General features: G+C 39.7%; 20 protein-coding genes and 1 pseudogene. 15 read left to right on the top strand and 6 right to left on the bottom strand.

The window, feature by feature from the left end:
• Positions 1 to 5: 5 nt before the first annotated feature.
• Positions 6 to 587, top strand: a complete 582-nt coding sequence (locus MKP09_RS15835; RefSeq protein WP_240830986.1) for a DUF922 domain-containing protein — start codon at positions 6 to 8, stop codon at positions 585 to 587.
• Between the two features lie 6 nt (positions 588 to 593).
• Here MKP09_RS15835 and MKP09_RS15830 read toward each other — a convergent pair whose 3' ends face one another.
• The 4 genes from MKP09_RS15830 to MKP09_RS15815 form a co-directional block, all read right to left on the bottom strand.
• Positions 594 to 1,955 (bottom strand): pyridoxal-phosphate dependent enzyme, encoded by a 1,362-nt coding sequence (locus MKP09_RS15830; RefSeq protein WP_240830984.1) that lies wholly within the window; start codon positions 1,953 to 1,955, stop codon positions 594 to 596.
• Between the two features lie 86 nt (positions 1,956 to 2,041).
• Positions 2,042 to 2,638, bottom strand: a complete 597-nt coding sequence (locus MKP09_RS15825) for a DUF8443 domain-containing protein (protein ID WP_240830982.1) — start codon at positions 2,636 to 2,638, stop codon at positions 2,042 to 2,044.
• On the bottom strand, positions 2,635 to 3,234 hold the full coding sequence (locus tag MKP09_RS15820; RefSeq protein WP_240830980.1) for a S41 family peptidase: 600 nt from the start codon (positions 3,232 to 3,234) through the stop codon (positions 2,635 to 2,637). The genes MKP09_RS15825 and MKP09_RS15820 overlap by 4 nt, the downstream gene beginning before the upstream one ends.
• On the bottom strand, positions 3,234 to 3,626 hold the full coding sequence (locus MKP09_RS15815; protein WP_240830978.1) for a S41 family peptidase: 393 nt from the start codon (positions 3,624 to 3,626) through the stop codon (positions 3,234 to 3,236). Before MKP09_RS15815 ends, MKP09_RS15820 begins: the two co-directional genes overlap by 1 nt.
• A 200-nt stretch (positions 3,627 to 3,826) precedes the next feature.
• Here MKP09_RS15815 and MKP09_RS15810 point away from each other — a divergent pair, with 200 nt between their 5' ends.
• From MKP09_RS15810 to MKP09_RS15785, 6 genes are all read left to right on the top strand, one after another.
• The gene (locus MKP09_RS15810) at positions 3,827 to 4,006 is read left to right on the top strand and encodes a hypothetical protein (protein ID WP_240830976.1); all 180 of its coding nucleotides are present in this window, start codon (positions 3,827 to 3,829) and stop codon (positions 4,004 to 4,006) included.
• Positions 4,007 to 4,297: 291 nt separating this feature from the next.
• Complete coding sequence (locus MKP09_RS15805) at positions 4,298 to 4,672, top strand: hypothetical protein (protein ID WP_240830974.1); 375 nt, start codon at positions 4,298 to 4,300, stop codon at positions 4,670 to 4,672.
• Positions 4,673 to 4,805: 133 nt separating this feature from the next.
• Entirely contained in the window at positions 4,806 to 5,033 is a 228-nt protein-coding gene (locus tag MKP09_RS15800) for an N-acetylmuramic acid 6-phosphate etherase family protein (protein WP_240830973.1), read from the top strand.
• Positions 4,997 to 5,617: an N-acetylmuramic acid 6-phosphate etherase gene (locus MKP09_RS15795; RefSeq protein WP_317235389.1), complete on the top strand. Its 621-nt coding sequence runs from the start codon at positions 4,997 to 4,999 to the stop codon at positions 5,615 to 5,617. Before MKP09_RS15800 ends, MKP09_RS15795 begins: the two co-directional genes overlap by 37 nt.
• Positions 5,618 to 5,736: 119 nt before the next feature.
• Positions 5,737 to 6,897: a Gfo/Idh/MocA family protein gene (locus MKP09_RS15790; protein WP_240830972.1), complete on the top strand. Its 1,161-nt coding sequence runs from the start codon at positions 5,737 to 5,739 to the stop codon at positions 6,895 to 6,897.
• A 14-nt stretch (positions 6,898 to 6,911) separates the two neighbouring features.
• Positions 6,912 to 7,142: a hypothetical protein gene (locus tag MKP09_RS15785; protein WP_240830965.1), complete on the top strand. Its 231-nt coding sequence runs from the start codon at positions 6,912 to 6,914 to the stop codon at positions 7,140 to 7,142.
• Between the two features lie 59 nt (positions 7,143 to 7,201).
• On the opposite strand, the gene rpsT is transcribed toward MKP09_RS15785, so the two are convergent.
• Positions 7,202 to 7,459, bottom strand: coding sequence for a 30S ribosomal protein S20 (gene rpsT / locus MKP09_RS15780; RefSeq protein ID WP_240830963.1), 258 nt, complete (start codon positions 7,457 to 7,459; stop codon positions 7,202 to 7,204).
• Positions 7,460 to 7,724: 265 nt separating this feature from the next.
• Between rpsT and MKP09_RS15775 the strand changes: the two genes are divergently transcribed.
• The 3 genes from MKP09_RS15775 to MKP09_RS15765 are packed head-to-tail and all read left to right on the top strand — an operon-like array spanning position 7,725 to position 10,479.
• Entirely contained in the window at positions 7,725 to 9,389 is a 1,665-nt protein-coding gene (locus MKP09_RS15775; protein ID WP_240830962.1) for a thiamine pyrophosphate-dependent enzyme, read from the top strand.
• Complete coding sequence (locus tag MKP09_RS15770; protein WP_240830960.1) at positions 9,290 to 10,186, top strand: hypothetical protein; 897 nt, start codon at positions 9,290 to 9,292, stop codon at positions 10,184 to 10,186. Before MKP09_RS15775 ends, MKP09_RS15770 begins: the two co-directional genes overlap by 100 nt.
• Positions 10,147 to 10,479 (top strand): hypothetical protein, encoded by a 333-nt coding sequence (locus tag MKP09_RS15765; RefSeq protein ID WP_240830959.1) that lies wholly within the window; start codon positions 10,147 to 10,149, stop codon positions 10,477 to 10,479. Before MKP09_RS15770 ends, MKP09_RS15765 begins: the two co-directional genes overlap by 40 nt.
• A gap of 82 nt (positions 10,480 to 10,561) precedes the next feature.
• Here the strand turns inward: MKP09_RS15765 and MKP09_RS15760 are convergent, their stop codons facing one another.
• Positions 10,562 to 11,209: a response regulator transcription factor gene (locus MKP09_RS15760; protein ID WP_240830958.1), complete on the bottom strand. Its 648-nt coding sequence runs from the start codon at positions 11,207 to 11,209 to the stop codon at positions 10,562 to 10,564.
• Positions 11,210 to 11,374: 165 nt separating this feature from the next.
• Here MKP09_RS15760 and MKP09_RS15755 point away from each other — a divergent pair, with 165 nt between their 5' ends.
• From MKP09_RS15755 to MKP09_RS27460, 5 genes and pseudogenes are all read left to right on the top strand, one after another.
• Positions 11,375 to 12,052 (top strand): biotin/lipoyl-containing protein, encoded by a 678-nt coding sequence (locus MKP09_RS15755; protein WP_240830957.1) that lies wholly within the window; start codon positions 11,375 to 11,377, stop codon positions 12,050 to 12,052.
• Between the two features lie 23 nt (positions 12,053 to 12,075).
• Positions 12,076 to 12,936 (top strand): dihydrolipoyllysine-residue succinyltransferase, encoded by an 861-nt coding sequence (gene sucB, locus MKP09_RS15750; RefSeq protein WP_317235388.1) that lies wholly within the window; start codon positions 12,076 to 12,078, stop codon positions 12,934 to 12,936.
• Positions 12,937 to 13,123: 187 nt separating this feature from the next.
• Entirely contained in the window at positions 13,124 to 14,272 is a 1,149-nt protein-coding gene (locus MKP09_RS15745) for a methyltransferase domain-containing protein (protein ID WP_240830956.1), read from the top strand.
• Positions 14,273 to 14,402: 130 nt separating this feature from the next.
• A pseudogene (locus tag MKP09_RS15740) lies at positions 14,403 to 15,409 on the top strand (DUF1549 domain-containing protein); the annotation flags it as partial.
• A 36-nt stretch (positions 15,410 to 15,445) separates the two neighbouring features.
• Positions 15,446 to 17,128 carry a DUF1553 domain-containing protein gene (locus tag MKP09_RS27460; RefSeq protein WP_317235387.1) on the top strand — a complete coding sequence of 561 codons (1,683 nt, stop codon included), beginning with the start codon at positions 15,446 to 15,448 and terminating at the stop codon, positions 17,126 to 17,128.
• Positions 17,129 to 17,260 lie beyond the last annotated feature (132 nt).

Genomic DNA, 17,260 nt, shown 5'->3' with positions numbered 1-17,260 from the left:
TTCTGTTGCAGTTGTTCAGCGTTTCAACTTTCGCACAAAAGGCAAGCGCCAATGCGATCATATTCTGGACAGAGAGTAGAAAACTTCAATTACAGGATTTTAAGGTAGTGAGCGATAGTGTGGCGGCTGTTGATGAAAATGTTGCTGCACTAACCCGAACGGGCATCACTTATTATCTGACCACCGATAAAGTAAATGGAAAACCCGTCAGCATTCGTATAACCGTACAGGCAACAGTTCACAAGGAGCACACTTTTATTAAAGAGCGAGTGCTTGATTTTTCACCTTCTGTAAAACAACGCCTGCTAATGCATGAGCAAAAGCACTTTGATATTTCAGAAATATTTGCCAGGGAAGCAACACGGGAATTACAGAACCTCAAACTGACAAAGGAAGATTATCAGAATGAGATAGCTAGCTTTGTACAAGAGAAGTTTAAAGCCGCTGAAGAGTTTCAAAGGTATTATGACCTTGATACACGGAATGGTGAAGATTTTGCAGCCCAGGATGAATGGGATGAAAGAATAGCCTTGCAGTTAGAGGCCTTGGATAGATATAAGAAGAAAGTGCTGGTGAAACGGTTGTAGTGTATGCTATCCTCCCAGCGCCTGTATCACGTCGTACTTCGTCACGATATGGTAGACGCCTGCATCATCTTTGCTCATTACAGCACCATTCTCTTTTGTGATTAGTGATTTTAGTTTTTCAACAGATACATTAAAATCTACAAGAGGAAACGGTCTTTCTAATGCATTCGCGATCTTTTCATTTTTAATATCAGGACTGCTAAAAACCTTCTGGAACAAACCTCCTTCAGTGATCGAGCCAATAATTTCGTTATCCTTTACTACAGGGATGTGTTCAATGTCATAACGTTTCATTAGCTCTACGGCTTCGTACACGGTTTTGTTTTCATTTATGGTAACCAGTTTTGGCGATCCTGATCTGCCGCTGACGATATCTTTAAAAGTTTTTACTTCCAAAAAGCCGCGTTCCATCATCCATTGATCGTTATATATTTTTGCTACATAGCGGCTTCCATGATCGTGTAAAATGCAAACTACCAAATCGTCTTTGGTTAAAGTTTCTTTCAATTGCATTAAGCCTTGTAAGCAGCTGCCAGCACTATATCCACAAAAAATACCTTCCTCCTTTGCAAGTTTGCGTGCCATTATAGCACCATCTTTATCGGTAACTTGTGTAAATTCATCGATCACACTCATGTCATAATTCTTCGGAAGAAAATCTTCACCAAAGCCTTCACTGAAGTAGGGATATACTTCCTTTTCATCCAGTTCGCCGGTTTTAAAATATTTGGTTAATAGTGATCCATAAGCGTCCACAGCCCAGATTTTAATATCAGGATTTTTTTCTTTTAGATACATCGCCACACCGGTAATGGTTCCGCCTGTTCCAGCGGTGCAAACTAAATGAGTTATTTTACCATCTGTTTGTTTCCATATTTCAGGACCAGTTGTTTCATAATGAGCCAAACGATTAGCAAGATTATCGTATTGGTTCATGTGATAGGAATTGGGTACTTCCTTTGCCAATCTTGCTGCTACGCTGTAATAGCTTTGCGGATCATCAGGTTCTACATTATTAGAGCATACAATTACTTCTGCGCCCATGGCCTTTAAAACATCTGCTTTTTCTTTGGATTGTTTATCGGTAGTTACAAAAATGCATTTGTAACCTTTTACAATTGCCGCTAAAGCCAATCCCATACCGGTATTCCCACTGGTGCCCTCAATGATGGTTCCACCCGGTTTCAACTTACCTTCCTGCTCTGCCACTTCCACCATTTTCAATGCCATGCGGTCTTTTATACTGTTACCCGGATTAAAATAATCCACTTTTGCTAAAACGGTACAAGGCAGGTTTTGAGTGATTTTATTTAACCTTATGAGTGGGGTATTACCAATGGTTTCTAAGATGTTGTTTTTGATGTCCATGGTGTAAAGTTTCAAGTTTCAAGTTACGGGTTTCAGGTTATTGGTTTTAGAACTTACCACTTGCTACTTGCAACTGCAACCCGAAACTATTTTTCCAACTCTTGTATTGCTCTCAGTACTACGGTATCTCTCAGATTGATTACTTGGTAAAATCCGGAATCGCGCCATTTAAAACGCGCTAACTGAGCTTCCATGCGGTCTTCAAGCCTTTCTTTTTCAAACGCAGGTACTCCCGAAAGGTTTACTGTATCTTTTTTAGCCCAGGTTGTAAATTGAGTCCACATGTCCTTTGCAGGGTCAAAATCCTTTGTATATACTTGTGGATTAGGGTAAGGATCCAGTATTTTTTTATTATCTAAATAATAGTGAAAAATGAAGTTGTTAAAAGATCCGTTCAGTAAAATCTTATTGATCTCTCTGGAATAGCTCGAAGTATCTAAGCCTACAAAAATATCAGGCATAATGCCTCCGCTACCGTAAACGGTTCTCCCTCCATGGGTTTTATAAGCCTTGCCATTGTTTATTTTATTACTATCCGCATAATAAAGTTGCCCCGAAGCGTAGCGCGCCCATACTTCATCCATGTACACTTTTTTACCATTGGTGTAAGGTTTCTGTATACTTCTTCCGATGGGGGTATAGTAGCGGGCTACAGTTAATCTCATAGCCGAGCCATCGCTCAATAAAAAGGTTCCTGCACCAGGCCCTTGCCAAAAGTTCTCCGACCAATTATGGTAGCCCTGTCCCAGTCCTGAAGGGCTCCCGAAATAATTTCGCTGGCGCTGGCGCTCAACTCATCTACTAACAACGCCAATTTTCCGGTTTCAAAAATACCGGGCCTTTTACACCTGTATTCAGTTTTAGGGCTGTTAACGCCTTGCGTATATACAATCAGTTTATCGCCGCTTAAAAATTCATCAGCTATTTCAATCGCCTGGTCCATATAACCGCCGCCATTGCTTCTCAGGTCAAAGATCAACTGCTTCATACCTTGTTTTTTCAGCGCTTCCATCGCTTCCATAAACTCGCGGTAAGATGTGCTGGTGAATTCGCTTAGCTTGATAAAACCTGTAGATTTATCAAGCATATAAGATACGGATATTGAAGGTTTAGGGATGTTATCTCTTGTTACAGTTAGCGGTATATTTTTCCCGTTTCTGAAAATGTCCAATTTTATTTTTGAACCTTTTTCGCCACGGATGGCTTTCATTATTTGGGTTGATGTAATGTCTTTTCCGGTAAGGTTTTGGCCATCGGCTTTTATGATCTGGTCTCCCATTAAGATTCCGGCTTTTTCACTTGCCCATCTTTAAATACATGCAAAATATTTATGGTATCGCGAATCTGGCTAAACTCTACCCCAATTCCTTCGAAGCTGCCAGAAAGGTCTTCATTGGCCAGCTTTAATTCTGCCGGAGGCAAATAAACAGAATGCGGATCAAGCTCGCTCATCATTTCCCTGATAGCATTTGCTTCCAAAGTATCTAATTTTACAGAATCAACATACCTTGTGCGAATAATATCCAATGCTTCTTGCAAAGCGGTGCCTTTATCGCGTTGAAATATTTTTTTATTGGGTTGCCCCGTGGCGAACCTATAACCAATATACATTCCCAATATCATCACAAGCGACAACAAGAGCGGTAACCAAACCTCAAATTTCCTTTTCATCTTTATAAAATAGGTTTGCAAAATAGACAAAATTGTCTGAAAGGCAGTTGAGAAGTTGCAAGTTTCAGGTTGCAAGTTTCAGGCACAGGATCCAGATAACCAGCCATGCGTAACCTGAAACCAGCAACCAGTAACTTTACATCCATGACATTGGTTCAGACTACTTATATTAGCGTATTATTTCTTAAACCTGAACTTTAATGTCAAGCACAATTTTAATCGCCGATGCCGGAGCTACGAAAACAGAATGGAGCCTTTTAAGAAATGGTAAAGTAAAGTCTGTTGAAACACTTGGTATCAGCCCGTATTTTTTAGGAGAGGAGCAAATTGCTGAGTTGGTCAGAAAAGAATTATTGCCTTCTTTAAAAAAGCAGAAATAGATAAAATCTACTTTTATGGAACAGGGTGTTTAAATCCAGCTAACAATAAATTAGTAAAAAACGGAATAAGGAAAGTTTTTCCTGAATCAAAAGTAAGTGTCACTCACGATGTGGAGGGCGCTGCTATTGGTTTGTGTGGGCGTGAAAAAGGAATTGCATGCATATTAGGTACAGGAGCCAGCAGCTGCTTTTTCGATGGAAAAAAATAAAGAAAAACAATCCCGGTTTGGGTTACGCACTGGGCGATGAAGGCAGTGGCGCTTATTTGGGAAAAAAGTACTTCAATATTATTTGTACAATACTTTTGATGAAGACCTGCGCGCCCGTTTCGATGCAACTTATGTCACCACTCCAACCGAGATCCTTGAAAATGTTTACAAAAAACCTTTACCCAACAGGTATCTCGCTTCTTTTGCCAGGTTCTTGGCAGAAAATCGCGGCCACTACATGGTTGAAAATATTATAGAAGATGGACTGAATGATTTCTTTTTTACCCACCTTGTTAAATATAATGAGGCCTGGAAATATAAGATCAACTTTGTTGGTGGTATAGCTTTTGGGTTTAAAGATATTATCAGGGAACTTTGCAATACCTATAATTTTGACTTAGGAAAGATTTTACAAAAACCTATGAAAGGATTGATCGAATTTCATAAAAGTGAATAACAGTTTCAGCATTGTATAAACTGAGACACAGGAAATAAGAGAATGATATTTGAGCTTACCTAAACGATGAATATTTAATATGAATCCAAAAATTTATCGGATCCATCGGTTAAAAGAATGAAAAAGTAAACACATGAATCAAAAAGTAACGGAGCAAGCCAGTCGCTACGATGATCTCGAAAAAATGAGTATCAAAGAGCTGTTGGTTTCAATTAATAAAGAAGATCAAACAGTACCTGTTGCGGTAGAAGCTGTATTAGAAAAAATTGAAAAACTGGTAGATGCAATCGTTGATAGAATGCTTTCCGGGGGCGCTTATTTTACATCGGAGCCGGAACCAGCGGAAGGCTTGGTATTTTAGACGCAAGCGAAATTCCACCCACCTATGGTATGCCGCCCGGCGTTGTAATAGGCGTAATTGCTGGAGGCAACAAGGCAATCACAACACCTGTTGAAAATGCGGAAGATGATGAAGAGCAGGGATGGAACGATTTGAAAGAACATAAAATCACAGAAAAAGACGTGGTGGTTGGCGTTGCTGCTAGTGGTACCACTCCTTACGTAATAGGTGCATTAAGGCATTGCCAGGAAAATAATATAGTTACAGGAAGCATTGTATGTAATCCGGATGCTGATGTTAGCAAGGTTGCTAATCACCCTATTGAAGTGATCGTAGGTCCTGAATTTGTAACCGGCAGCACAAGAATGAAAAGCGGAACAGCTCAAAAGTTAGTGTTAAACATGATTTCAACTTCCGTGATGATACAATTGGGAAGGGTTGAGGGTAACAGGATGGTAAATATGCAATTGACCAATGATAAACTCATTGACCGCGGCACCAGAATGATAATGGAAAGAACTGGAATTACAGACTATGAAAAAGCTAAAAAGCTATTAATTGAAAAAGGCAGCGTAAAACTTGCTATTGATGCGGTCTTGATCTGAGCGTTATAATTGATTCATATTTTTCATTCTATCAAGTCTGTTTTTTTGCACAATCGTTTGCATAAAATTGCAGCGTTATTTTGGGTTAAATTCACAGTTCAACCCAAAATAAAAATCAAATGAACAACAAACGCAGAAGTTTTCTTAAGAATTTCGCATTGGGTGCTGGAGTGCTTGCCGTAGACCTGCCAGCTTTTGCTATAAGCGATGACGAAATGCATCGCTCTGCTATTGCCCAAAACCGAGCAACTAATTTTAATATGAGTGGCTATGCTGCACCAAAATTAGAGAAGGTGCGCACCGCCTTTATTGGTGTAGGTAACAGAGGTAGTGGTGCTGTTAGCAGGATGAGCCATATTAAGGAAGTAGAAATTGTAGCTATTTGCGACCATCGCGCAGAACGTGTTACGCGTGCGCAGAAAACATTAGAAAAAGCGGGCCTTCCAAAAGCAAAAGAATACACGAGTGAGGAAGGATGGAAGCAACTTTGTCAAAGCAATGATATTGACCTGGTGTATATCTGCACACCTTGGTCAATGCATACACCAATGGCGGTTTATGCTATGCAAAATGGCAAACATGCCGTTACCGAAGTGCCTGCAGCTGTCACCTTAGATGAATGCTGGCAATTAGTTGAAACATCCGAAAAAACCAAAAAGCATTGTATGATGCTGGAAAATTGCTGCTATGATTTTTTTGAATTAATGACACTAAATATGGCACAGCAGGGCGTTTTGGGCGAATTAGTTCATGCCGAAGGCGCCTATATACACGATTTGCTGAATATGAACTTTGAGAAAAATTCTTACGATCAGATGTGGCGCCTGGAAGAAAATGCAAAACGTAACGGGAATCTTTATCCAACCCACGGTTTAGGGCCAATTGCACAATGTCTCAACATTAATCGTGGCGATAAAATGGATCATCTGGTAGCCATGAGTACCAACGATTTTCAGATGCACGATCTGGCTGTAAAAAAGGCCAGCGAAGATGCTTTTTATAATAAGTACACAAGCAAGAAGTTTCGTGGTAATATGAACACTTCTATAATTAGAACAAATAAGGGGAAAACTATTATGTTACAGCACGATGTTACTTCTCCAAGGCCTTATTCACGCATACATATATTAAGCGGAACTAAAGGCTATGCGCAAAAATATCCCGAACCGGGCAAAATTGCTTTTGGCCATGGTTGGGTTAAAGAAGAAGAAATCAAAGAATTAGAAGCAAAATACACCCCGCCAATAGTTAAGCATATTGGTGAGCTGGCCAAAAAGTAGGAGGCCATGGAGGCATGGACTTCATTATGGATTGGCGTTTGATAGACTGTCTGCGCAATGGCCTACCGCTCGATCAGGACGTATATGACGCTGCATTATGGAGCGCAGTAGGCATTGTTAGCGAACACTCTGTAGCGAAAAATTCAAGAACAATCGATATTCCTGATTTTACCAGAGGAAACTGGAAAACCAATAAGCCGGTGAACTTATCATTGACCGAAGGTGCAAACACAACCACAAGATAACAGAAACAAATAAAGGAAGGCACAAGCCTTCCTTTATTAATATAAAAGATCTTTAAAGATTATTTTGCTGTTTCAGCGTTCAGTTTCTTAGCCAGCTTGCTTTTTAAATTAGCTGCTTTGTTACGATGAATAATACCGCGTTTAGCCAATTTATCAATCATGCTTTCAACAGAAGATAATTTGTCAGTCGCTTCTGTACCGCTTGCAGCTCTTAAATCCCTAATGGCATTACGCGTAGTTTTACCATAGTATTTGTTTCTTTCACGACGTTTTGTTGCCTGACGTGCATCTTTCTTTGTAGCTTTATGATTGGCCATCTATTTTAATTTTTGGACGGCAAAGGTAGGTTTTTTTGTACAAGACCAACATTTTTTTGATTTTTTTGAAAGGCTTCTTTTCAATCACAAATAATACTTTTATTATTGAAAATTGCAGACATCTTTTAACGCTTTCTATGCATCAATATTGTGTATGAGTCGAAATATGCCTTAATTTCGCGGAAATATAGTTAAAGCAATGTCTTTAAACTCTCGATTCATATTAAATTAAAAACATTTTTTATATATTAACGATTCATTTATAATGAAAGATTTTTCCTATATCACAAACTCATCTCCGGCGTTTATTGAGAACATGTATAATGAGTTTGTTGCTAATCCAGAAAGTGTAGATGGCGAGTTGCGTAAATTTTTTGAAGGTTTTGATTTTGCTGTAGGCAATGGCCAGGCTGAGAAAAACGGCACTTCCGCTATGACCAATGGTAATCTCTCTTCACTAAATTCGAAAAATGGATGGAGAAAAGAACTTGCGGTTTACAGGCTTATTTTGGGTTACAGAAATAAAGGCCATTTATTAGCTAATACCAACCCGATAAAAAAGCGCAAAGACCGTGGCGCAAATGTTGAACTTTCTTTTTATGGATTAAGTGAAGCCGATCTTAATACCGAATTTGAAGCGGGTAATTTAATTGGTTTAGGAACCACGTCTCTTAAAAATATTTTTACACATCTTCAGAACTGCTATGCAACACACGTGGGAGTGGAGTTTAAGTATATCAGCGATCAGCGAAGGGTTGACTGGATCACAAATGAAATTGAACGGAACTTCTCAAATTCATTACCACTTAAGCAGCAGAAGCGGATATTAGAAAAGTTGAACCAGGGGGTTATGTTTGAAAAATTCTTACATACAAAATATGTGGGACAAAAAAGATTTTCGCTTGAAGGTGGTGAAACAACTATCGCAGCATTGGATGCAATGATAAACAAGTCGGCAGAGTTAGGTGTTAGAGAAGTTGTTATTGGAATGGCTCACCGCGGCAGGCTTAATATACTTGCCAACATTCTTGGAAAAACTTATGAGCAGATCTTTAGCGAATTTGAAGGTACCGGCGAAATAAACCAGACCATGGGAAGTGGTGATGTGAAATATCATCTGGGTTTTGGAAGCGAAGTAGAAACATCAGGAGGCGATAAGATACATTTAAAATTAATGCCTAATCCCTCACATCTGGAGGCGGTGGATCCGGTGGTGATAGGCTTCGCAAGAAGTACCGCTAACGTGTTGCATGATGAACAATATGATAAGGTGTTACCTATTTTAATACATGGTGATGCAGCAATTGCGGGACAAGGTGTTGTTTACGAATTATTACAAATGTCGAAACTACCAGGTTATGCTGTGGGTGGTACCATACATTTTGTGATCAATAATCAAATAGGTTTCACTACCGATTTTTCTGATGCCAGAAGCTCAGATTACTGTACATCTTTAGCTGCAATGACACAAAGCCTGGTGCTGCATGTAAATGGAGACGACCCTGAAGCTGTAGTTAAATGTGCAGAAATTGCCAGTCGCTACAGGAGCACATTTCACGATGACGTATTCATTGATATGGTTTGTTACCGCAAACACGGTCATAACGAAGGCGACGATCCTAAATTTACACAGCCAGCTATGTATGCTTTAATTGACAAGCATCCTAACCCGCGCGAGATGTATGTAAAATACCTATTGGATAAAGGAGAAGAAGACGCGAAAGGGCTTGCCAAAGAAATGGAAACGAAATTCTGGGCTGATCTTCAGGATCGATTGGATGATGTAAAGCAAAGGCCTTTACCCTATACTTATCAAACACCTCAGTTGTTATGGAAGCAATTAAAAAAGCAACAGACGACGATTTTGATAAAAGCCCTTCCACTTCAGTGTCTGAAGAAAATTTCAAAAAAGTTTTTGATGCTATCATGACATTGCCCGAAGGCTTTACTCCTTTAAAAAAGGTTGATAAGCTGTTAAGGGATAAAGTAAAGCTATTCAATGAAGAAAATAAAGTTGATTGGGCTACTGCGGAATTAATGGCATTTGGAACTGTAATGTTAGATGGTACTGATGTGAGAATGAGCGGGCAGGATGTGGGACGCGGTACTTTCAGCTCCAGGCATTGTGTACTGAGAGATGAAATAAATGATACACCTTACAATCGGTTGGCGAGTATTCCGGGAGCGGAGGGGAAAATAAGAATGTTTAATTCTCTTTTGAGTGAAAACGCTGTACTGGGTTTTGAATATGGATATGCATTAGCATCGCCTAATGCACTGGTTTTATGGGAAGCGCAATTTGGAGATTTTGTAAATGGCGCTCAAACCATCATTGATCAATTTATAACCGGTGCTGAGCAAAAGTGGAACAGAATGAATGGCCTTGTAATGTTGTTACCGCATGGTTATGAAGGACAGGGTCCTGAACATAGTAGCGCACGCATGGAACGTTTTTTAATTGCATGTGCTGAACTGAATATTGTAGTAACAAATATTACAACGGCAGCCAACTATTTCCATGCTTTAAGAAGGCAATTGGCCTGGCCTTTCAGAAAACCGCTGATCAATTTCGCTCCTAAGGCAAATTTGCGACACCCAGGTACTTATTCTCTCAAGGAGGAATTTACAACAGGCGGATTTAAGGAAGTGATTGACGATACTTATGTAAAAGCCGGCGATGTAAAAAAGTGCTATTCTGTAGCGGTAAAGTTTATTATGATTTATTAGAAAGGCAGCAAAAAGAGAACAGAGGTGATGTAGCGGTAGTTAGGCTTGAACAAATTTATCCTTTACCCGGGAAACAGCTGGAAGCGTTATATAATAAGTATAAAAATGCAGTATGGTATTGGGTACAGGAAGAACCGTTGAATATGGGAGCAGCTTCGTTTTTACAAATGAACCTTAAGCATATTAACTATGGCATTATCGGTAGAAAAGCAAGCGCGTCTACAGCTTCTGGTTTCATGAAAGTGCACAAAGCAGAGCAGGAAGAAATTGTGAGCACAGCGTTTACGATCTAATTGTTCAAAACATACTTGGTTTGAAAATATCGGGCGGAATAGACATTCCGCCCTCTTATATTCAAAACTAAACATGAGATATTTATATTAATTTTTGGTTCAATGCCTTTACTACAGCCTCTGCAACCGAGTTTACCTGTAGTTTTTCGTATATCTTTTTAATGTGTGTATTCACTGTATGGATACTTAATGTACATGCGGAAGCCACCATTTTATGGCTGTATCCTTTTACCAAAAAGCCCAACACTTCTTTTTCTCTAGGGGTTAACGATATTTCCTGGTTGTTTTCGTAAAACACATTTTTTTGAAAAGCTGTCAATACCTTTCTGGCTATGGATGCGGTCATAGCAGCATCTCCATTGTACACATCTTCGACTGCCTGTAATAATTGTACTGGTGTAGATTTTTTTAGAATATATCCTGATGCTCCGGCACAAATAGAGGCAAATATTTTATCATCATCTTCAAACACCGTTTGCATTAGTACCTGAACCTTCGGGAAATTTATACTTATCAGTTTTACACCTTCAATGCCATTTACATTTGGCATATCAATGTCCATCAATACAACATCAGGTGCAGTTTTTCTAACATCAGCAATCACGTTGCTGCAATCAAAAAAAGTTCCCGCACAAGTCATTTTGGGAGAAGAATTGATGAGCATAGACAGGCTTTCTCTGCGGTATGCATTGTCATCAAACACAGTAACTTTAATGGGTAGGCTACTCATCTTACAATCAAAGATAGTTTAAGGAGTAGTAGTAAATTATCACTAATTCAAGCGATATTTTTACTGCCTTATAATTTAAACCAACATCCGATTCTATTTAAGGCTGGTTTTTTGTCATTTTTACGTAATTTGCCAAACTATATTCTATAAAAATCATTTGTATTTATGGCTGTCGATATTAAGGTGCCTACGGTGGGCGAGTCTATAAGTGAAGTAACGCTTTTAAAATGGGTAAAAAAGACCGGCGATTATGTGGAACGCGATGAGGTAATAGCAGAGCTGGAAAGTGAAAAAGCTACTTTCGAAGTGAACGCAGAAAAAGCTGGTGTTTTGACAACAAGTGTTGGTGAAGGCGATTCCATAAATATTGGCGATGTAATTGCGAGTATCGACGATACTGCAGCTAAGCCTGAAGGTGAAAGCGACAGCAAACCCGCTGAAGAAAATACGGAAGCTCCTGTTGAAAAAGAAGCAGAACCTGCAAGCAACGATGAACCCATAAAGACAACCGGCAAAGAGGTTCCGGTTAAAATACCAACCGTTGGAGAATCGATAAGCGAGGTAACGCTTTTGAAATGGGTAAAACAATCGGGCGATTATGTGGAGCGCGATGAGGTAATAGCCGAACTGGAAAGTGAAAAAGCAACTTTTGAAGTGAATGCAGAACTGGCCGGGATTGTTGAAACTTCGGTAGCAGAAGGAGATACGCTTAAAATAGGCGATACCATTGCGATCATAAAAGAAACCTCCGGAAAGCCAGCTAAACCGAAAGCGGAAAAACCTGCCGCTAAAGCTGAAGAAAAAGTGGCAGCGCCTCGAAACCAGCAGCCGCAAGCGATGTAAAAGCAACGCCCGTAGCATCAGCAATTATTGCAGATAAAAAAGTCGATCCCAAAACTGTTAAACCTTCTGGTTATGCCGGCAAAATTTTTAAAGAAGATGTGTTAGCTGCATTGGCCAATCCGGGTAGAAAATCATTTGATGGTGGTGAATTATTCGGTCGCAATCAGCGTCCGGAAAAAATGACCAACCTGCGCAAAACAATCAGCCGCAGATTGGTGGAAGCAAAAAACACAACGGCTATGCTGACTACTTTCAACGAAGTAGATATGCAGCCGATCATGGACATACGCAGCAAGTATAAAGATAAATTTAAAGAAGCGCACGGTGTTGGTTTGGGCTTTATGAGTTTCTTCGCGAAAGCCTGTGCCATCGCGCTTTCCGAATGGCCAACTGTAAATGCTTATATCGATGGTGATCAGATTTTATTTCATGATTATGCCGATATCAGCATTGCTGTAAGTACGCCACGAGGCTTAACCGTTCCTGTAATCAGAAACGTAGAAAGCCTTGGCATGGCAGAAATCGAAAAAGCAGTTATTGATGTAGCTAACAAAGCGAAGAACAGCAAACTTACTGCCGACGATCTTACCGGCGGAACATTTACTATCACCAATGGCGGCGTATTCGGATCTATGTTAAGCACGCCCATTATCAATATTCCGCAAAGTGCTATTTTGGGAATGCACAATATCATACAACGTCCTGTTGCCATCAACGGACAAGTTGTTATTCGCCCCATGATGTATGTGGCACTTAGTTACGATCACCGCATCATTGACGGCCGTGAGTCAGTAAGCTTCCTGGTTCGTGTTAAAGAATTACTTGAAAACCCTGCATTGCTGTTGGTTCAGAAAGATCCCGTAAAGGCTTTGTTGGAATTATAGTTTTTTGTAACCAGCTTTAGTGCATATGGCAACGGTATTGCGTCGCACACTTGTACTGTAGCTATAGCTCATCAACACTTCCCAAAAGACCTCCGAGATTTTCAAAATCTCGGAGGTCTTAACGTTCTTGGTTCGTGGAGACATGAATCAAAGTTGCGGTCTTAATATTTTTATATTGACTTAGTCTATGAACGATCAATCATCAACCATCAATCATTTTAAGCGTTTCTATTCGCATGTAAATACAGCAAACACTGTGTTGCAAGCCTATAAAGGCGAAGCACCCTTCGCACATTATATTCGAAGTTTCTTTTCTCAACACAAAAAATTTGGAAGCAAAGACCGCAAGCAAATAACCGAGTTATGTTATTGTTTTTACAGATTGGGAAAATCTTATCCGCAGCTTTCTATAGAACAAAAAATCCTGAAAGGCTACCAGCTTTCAAAGAAAGAATGGCCGGAAGAATGGCTTTCTTTTTTTGAACAATATCAATTACCAAAACAAACACCTGAAAATATCTTTTCTTTTAAAGATCATTTAAGCGAAAGTATTGATACTGCTGCATTTGAGCAATCTCATCTGTTACAACCAGATTTGTTTTTACGCATACGTCCTCGGCAACATAAAGTGGTGTCAGAAAAATTACAATCAGCCAATATCAATTTTATTATAACTGAAAATACGGTTCGCTTACCCAACGGATCGAAAATAGATGAAGTGTTAATTTTAAATAAAGAAGTGGTTGTTCAGGATTACAGTTCGCAAAGGGTAAGCGAGCTACTCAATATTTATAAATCTAAAATCTCTCATCTAAAATCTGTCATATCTATCTGGGATTGTTGCGCTGCCAGCGGTGGTAAATCCATTTTAGCTAAAGATGTTTTGGATGATATTAAGTTAACAGTTTCCGATATCCGGTCTTCAATTCTTGCTAATTTGAAAAAGCGCTTTGCCGAAGCAGGAATTAAAAACTATAATTCTTTCGTTTCAGATTCAACAATTGCTGCTCCGGATCAAAAATTTGATTTGATCATTGCTGACGTTCCTTGTAGCGGTAGTGGCACTTGGGCGCGAACTCCAGAACAGTTGCTTTTCTTTCAGGAAAGTAGAATAGCTGAATACGCAAAACTCCAGCAAAACATTATCTCAAATGTCATCAAATATTTGAAACCCGGAGGTTACCTGCTTTATATTACCTGTTCGGTATTTGCTGAAGAAAATGAAGAGCAAACCAGCAATTTAACAAAACAAGGGCTAGAATTGATTGCAGAATCTGTTTTAAAGGGCTATGATCAGCAAGCAGATACAATGTTTGCGGCTTTAATGCGAGCTTGAGAATTACGAAGGAATGGCTGGTTTCGCCTGGCCTGACGCTAATTTAACCATTAAGGTTAAAAAAGTGTAAGAATTGGATAATTCTATTGCATGATTGCGCAATAGTTTTTTTAAATTTGATGATCGCTATATGATTACCTCAAACTACAAAATATTAATTGCCGTTTCTATATTGGCCGCTGTTGCCGGTGGATGGTATATGCTTTCTAATGAAAAGAAAGTAGATTTCAATACGCAGGTAAAACCGATACTGAATAAAAAATGTATAAGCTGTCACGGTGGCGTAAAGCAAAGCGGCGGCTTTAGTGTGCTTTTTAGAGAAGAAGCTTTAGCTAAAACAGAAAGTGGTAAGCCTGCTATTGTTCCCGGCAAGCCGGAAGAAAGCGAATTTATTCGCAGGTTAACCATTAACGATCCTGAAGAAAGGATGCCGTACAAACATGACCCTCTTCCGAAGGAAGAGATCAAAATTCTCAAAAACTGGGTAAAGCAGGGCGCAGAATGGGGGAAGCACTGGGCTTATATTTCGGTAGAAAAAGAAGAAATACCCGATGAGGATGACGACTGGATTAAAAATGATATTGATCGGTTTATATTTCAAAAATTGGACGAAGAAAATCTAACTCCATCAGATGAGGCTGATAAGTCAACACTTTTAAGGCGTGTAAGTCTTGATTTAACAGGCCTTCCCCTTCAGAAATAATTGCCGATAAGTTTTTAAAAGATTCATCCGATAAAGCTTATGCAAATCTGGTTGATGAACTGCTGGCTTCTTCAAATTATGGCGAACGCTGGGCTTCGTTATGGATGGATCTGGCGCGTTATGCTGATACAAAAGGATATGAAAAAGATATTTATCGTTCTGTGTGGCGTTACAGGGATTGGCTGATCAAAGCTTTTAACGAAAACAAACCTTACGATAAGTTTTTGATAGAACAAATGGCTGGCGATTTGTTGCCTAACCCCACAGATGCGCAATATATAGCCACTGCTTTTCAAAGAAATACTTTAACCAATGACGAGGGTGGTACTGATAATGAGGAGTATCGTACGGCTGCTGTTATAGACAGGGTTAACACCACCTGGGAAGCATTGATGGGAACTACATTTGCCTGCGTACAATGTCATGCCCATCCTTACGATCCGTTTAAGCATGAAGATTATTACAGGTTCATGGCGTTTTTCAATAACACAAGAGATGAAGATACGTTCGAAGATTTTCCTTTGTTACGTGAATATCGGGGTGGCGACAGTACAAAGCTCGAAACATTGAAACAATGGCTATCACAAAACACTACATCTGCAGAATATAATCGGGTTCTTCGGTTCCTTAAAACGGGCCAGCCTGTTATCAATTCTGTAGTTACGGATCAAATGACAAACAGTGCCCTTGCTGATACTAAATGGCTGTCGCTTAGAAATAACTCATCTTGCCGGATTAAAAAGGTTGACTTAAGTAACAAAAACGAACTTATGTTTCGTTATTCTTCAGGCATAGATGGCGGTGTATGGAAATTGCATTTAGATTCTGTAAAAGGGCCTGTGTTTGCAACGGTTGCTCTTAAACCTACACAAGGTTGGCAAGTAGCTACAATTGATATAGCGCCAACGGTTGGTGTGCATGATGTTTGGTTGAGTTATCAAAACGCTTCACTTAAAACAGATGATGAAAATGGAGCTATGTTTAGTTGGTTCTATTTTAAACAACCCTTCCCAGGAGCAGATAAGCCGGGTTTCGATTCAGCATATAAGCATTATAACGAATTGATCGAATCTGACAATTTTATCGCTACGCCCATACTTGTAGAAAATCCTTCAGACCTTTTCAGAACTACCAATATTTTTGAAAGAGGTAGCTGGTTGTCAAAGGGAGATGCTGTACAGCCAGGCGTTCCGGCGGTATTAAATAAAATGCCTGTGGGCGCCCCTAAAAACCGTTTAGGACTTGCTATGTGGCTTACTGATAAGAAAAATCCACTTACAGCGCGTACGATGGTGAATCGCCTGTGGGAACAATTATTTGGTATAGGCATTGCCGAAACGTTGGAGGATATGGGAACACAGGGCGTTGCGCCAACACATAAAGAATTACTCGATCATCTTGCCTGGAAATTTATGAATGATTACAAGTGGAGTATTAAAGATCTGCTTAAAGAAATAGTAATGTCTGCCACTTACCGTCAAAAATCAGAAGTGTCTGATGAATTACTTCATAAAGATCCCAACAATAGGTTGTATGCAAGAGGGCCGCGCGTGCGCCTTTCTGCCGAGCAAATCAGAGACCAGGCTCTTGCCATTAGTAATGTTTTAAGTAATAAGATGCTCGGCAAAAGTGTGATGCCATTTCAACCCGCAGGTATTTGGAAATCGCCTTACAGTGGTGAACAGTGGAAGCAGAGTGAAGGCGAAGATCAATACAGGCGCGCCGTGTACACATATTGGAAAAGAACCGCACCATATCCTTCGATGATCGGCTTTGATGCTGCTATGCGGGATGTATGTCTTCCCAGAAGAATAAGAACTAATACTCCTCTACAGGCGCTTAGCACTTTGAATGATTTTGCTTACTGGGATATGGCAAAACATTTTGCGCAACGGATGAATAAAATGGCCGGAAATGACGTAAAGAGCCAGATACAGAAAGGATATCAGGCTATGTTATATAAACCTATTGCTCCAGGTAAATTAGAAACATTGATGGGACTATATAACACATCACTTCAGTCATTCTCGAAAGGAAGTTCTGATGTGCAGGAGATTTTAGGAAGCAAAGAAAATGCAGATCCTAAAATGGCAGCAATGGTTGTGGTGGCTAATGCAATGTTGAATTTGGATGAGTGGTTGAATAAAAGTTAAGTAGTGAATAGTTAAGTAGTGAATAGTGAATAGAGTGAATGAATACTGTTTTATCAATCGACTCCGAGGTAGTCAAATAATAATAATCGGATGCGCAGCTTCCGGTACCGTCCATCGACTATGAACAATGAA

The sequence above is a fragment of the Paraniabella ginsengisoli genome (genome assembly GCF_022513635.1).
GTDB classification, from domain to species: Bacteria; Bacteroidota; Bacteroidia; order Chitinophagales; family Chitinophagaceae; genus Niabella; species Niabella ginsengisoli.
Note: the sequence above shows the minus strand (reverse complement) of the source record. Positions and strands in the feature narration are given on the sequence as shown.

What these genes read in the sequence shown, in the direction of transcription:
- MKP09_RS15760 (WP_240830958.1), bottom strand. Translation starts at nt 11,209, where the DNA reads ATGAGTAGCCTACCCATTAAAGTTACTGTGTTTGATGACAATGCATAC.
- MKP09_RS27460 (WP_317235387.1), top strand. Translation starts at nt 15,446, where the DNA reads ATGGCGTTTTTCAATAACACAAGAGATGAAGATACGTTCGAAGATTTT.
- MKP09_RS15755 (WP_240830957.1), top strand. Translation starts at nt 11,375, where the DNA reads ATGGCTGTCGATATTAAGGTGCCTACGGTGGGCGAGTCTATAAGTGAA.
- MKP09_RS15785 (WP_240830965.1), top strand. Translation starts at nt 6,912, where the DNA reads ATGGACTTCATTATGGATTGGCGTTTGATAGACTGTCTGCGCAATGGC.
- MKP09_RS15800 (WP_240830973.1), top strand. Translation starts at nt 4,806, where the DNA reads ATGAATCAAAAAGTAACGGAGCAAGCCAGTCGCTACGATGATCTCGAA.
- MKP09_RS15775 (WP_240830962.1), top strand. Translation starts at nt 7,725, where the DNA reads ATGAAAGATTTTTCCTATATCACAAACTCATCTCCGGCGTTTATTGAG.
- MKP09_RS15810 (WP_240830976.1), top strand. Translation starts at nt 3,827, where the DNA reads ATGTCAAGCACAATTTTAATCGCCGATGCCGGAGCTACGAAAACAGAA.
- MKP09_RS15830 (WP_240830984.1), bottom strand. Translation starts at nt 1,955, where the DNA reads ATGGACATCAAAAACAACATCTTAGAAACCATTGGTAATACCCCACTC.
- rpsT (WP_240830963.1), bottom strand. Translation starts at nt 7,459, where the DNA reads ATGGCCAATCATAAAGCTACAAAGAAAGATGCACGTCAGGCAACAAAA.
- MKP09_RS15770 (WP_240830960.1), top strand. Translation starts at nt 9,290, where the DNA reads ATGGAAGCAATTAAAAAAGCAACAGACGACGATTTTGATAAAAGCCCT.
- MKP09_RS15820 (WP_240830980.1), bottom strand. Translation starts at nt 3,234, where the DNA reads ATGGGAGACCAGATCATAAAAGCCGATGGCCAAAACCTTACCGGAAAA.
- MKP09_RS15745 (WP_240830956.1), top strand. Translation starts at nt 13,124, where the DNA reads ATGAACGATCAATCATCAACCATCAATCATTTTAAGCGTTTCTATTCG.
- MKP09_RS15790 (WP_240830972.1), top strand. Translation starts at nt 5,737, where the DNA reads ATGAACAACAAACGCAGAAGTTTTCTTAAGAATTTCGCATTGGGTGCT.
- MKP09_RS15815 (WP_240830978.1), bottom strand. Translation starts at nt 3,626, where the DNA reads ATGAAAAGGAAATTTGAGGTTTGGTTACCGCTCTTGTTGTCGCTTGTG.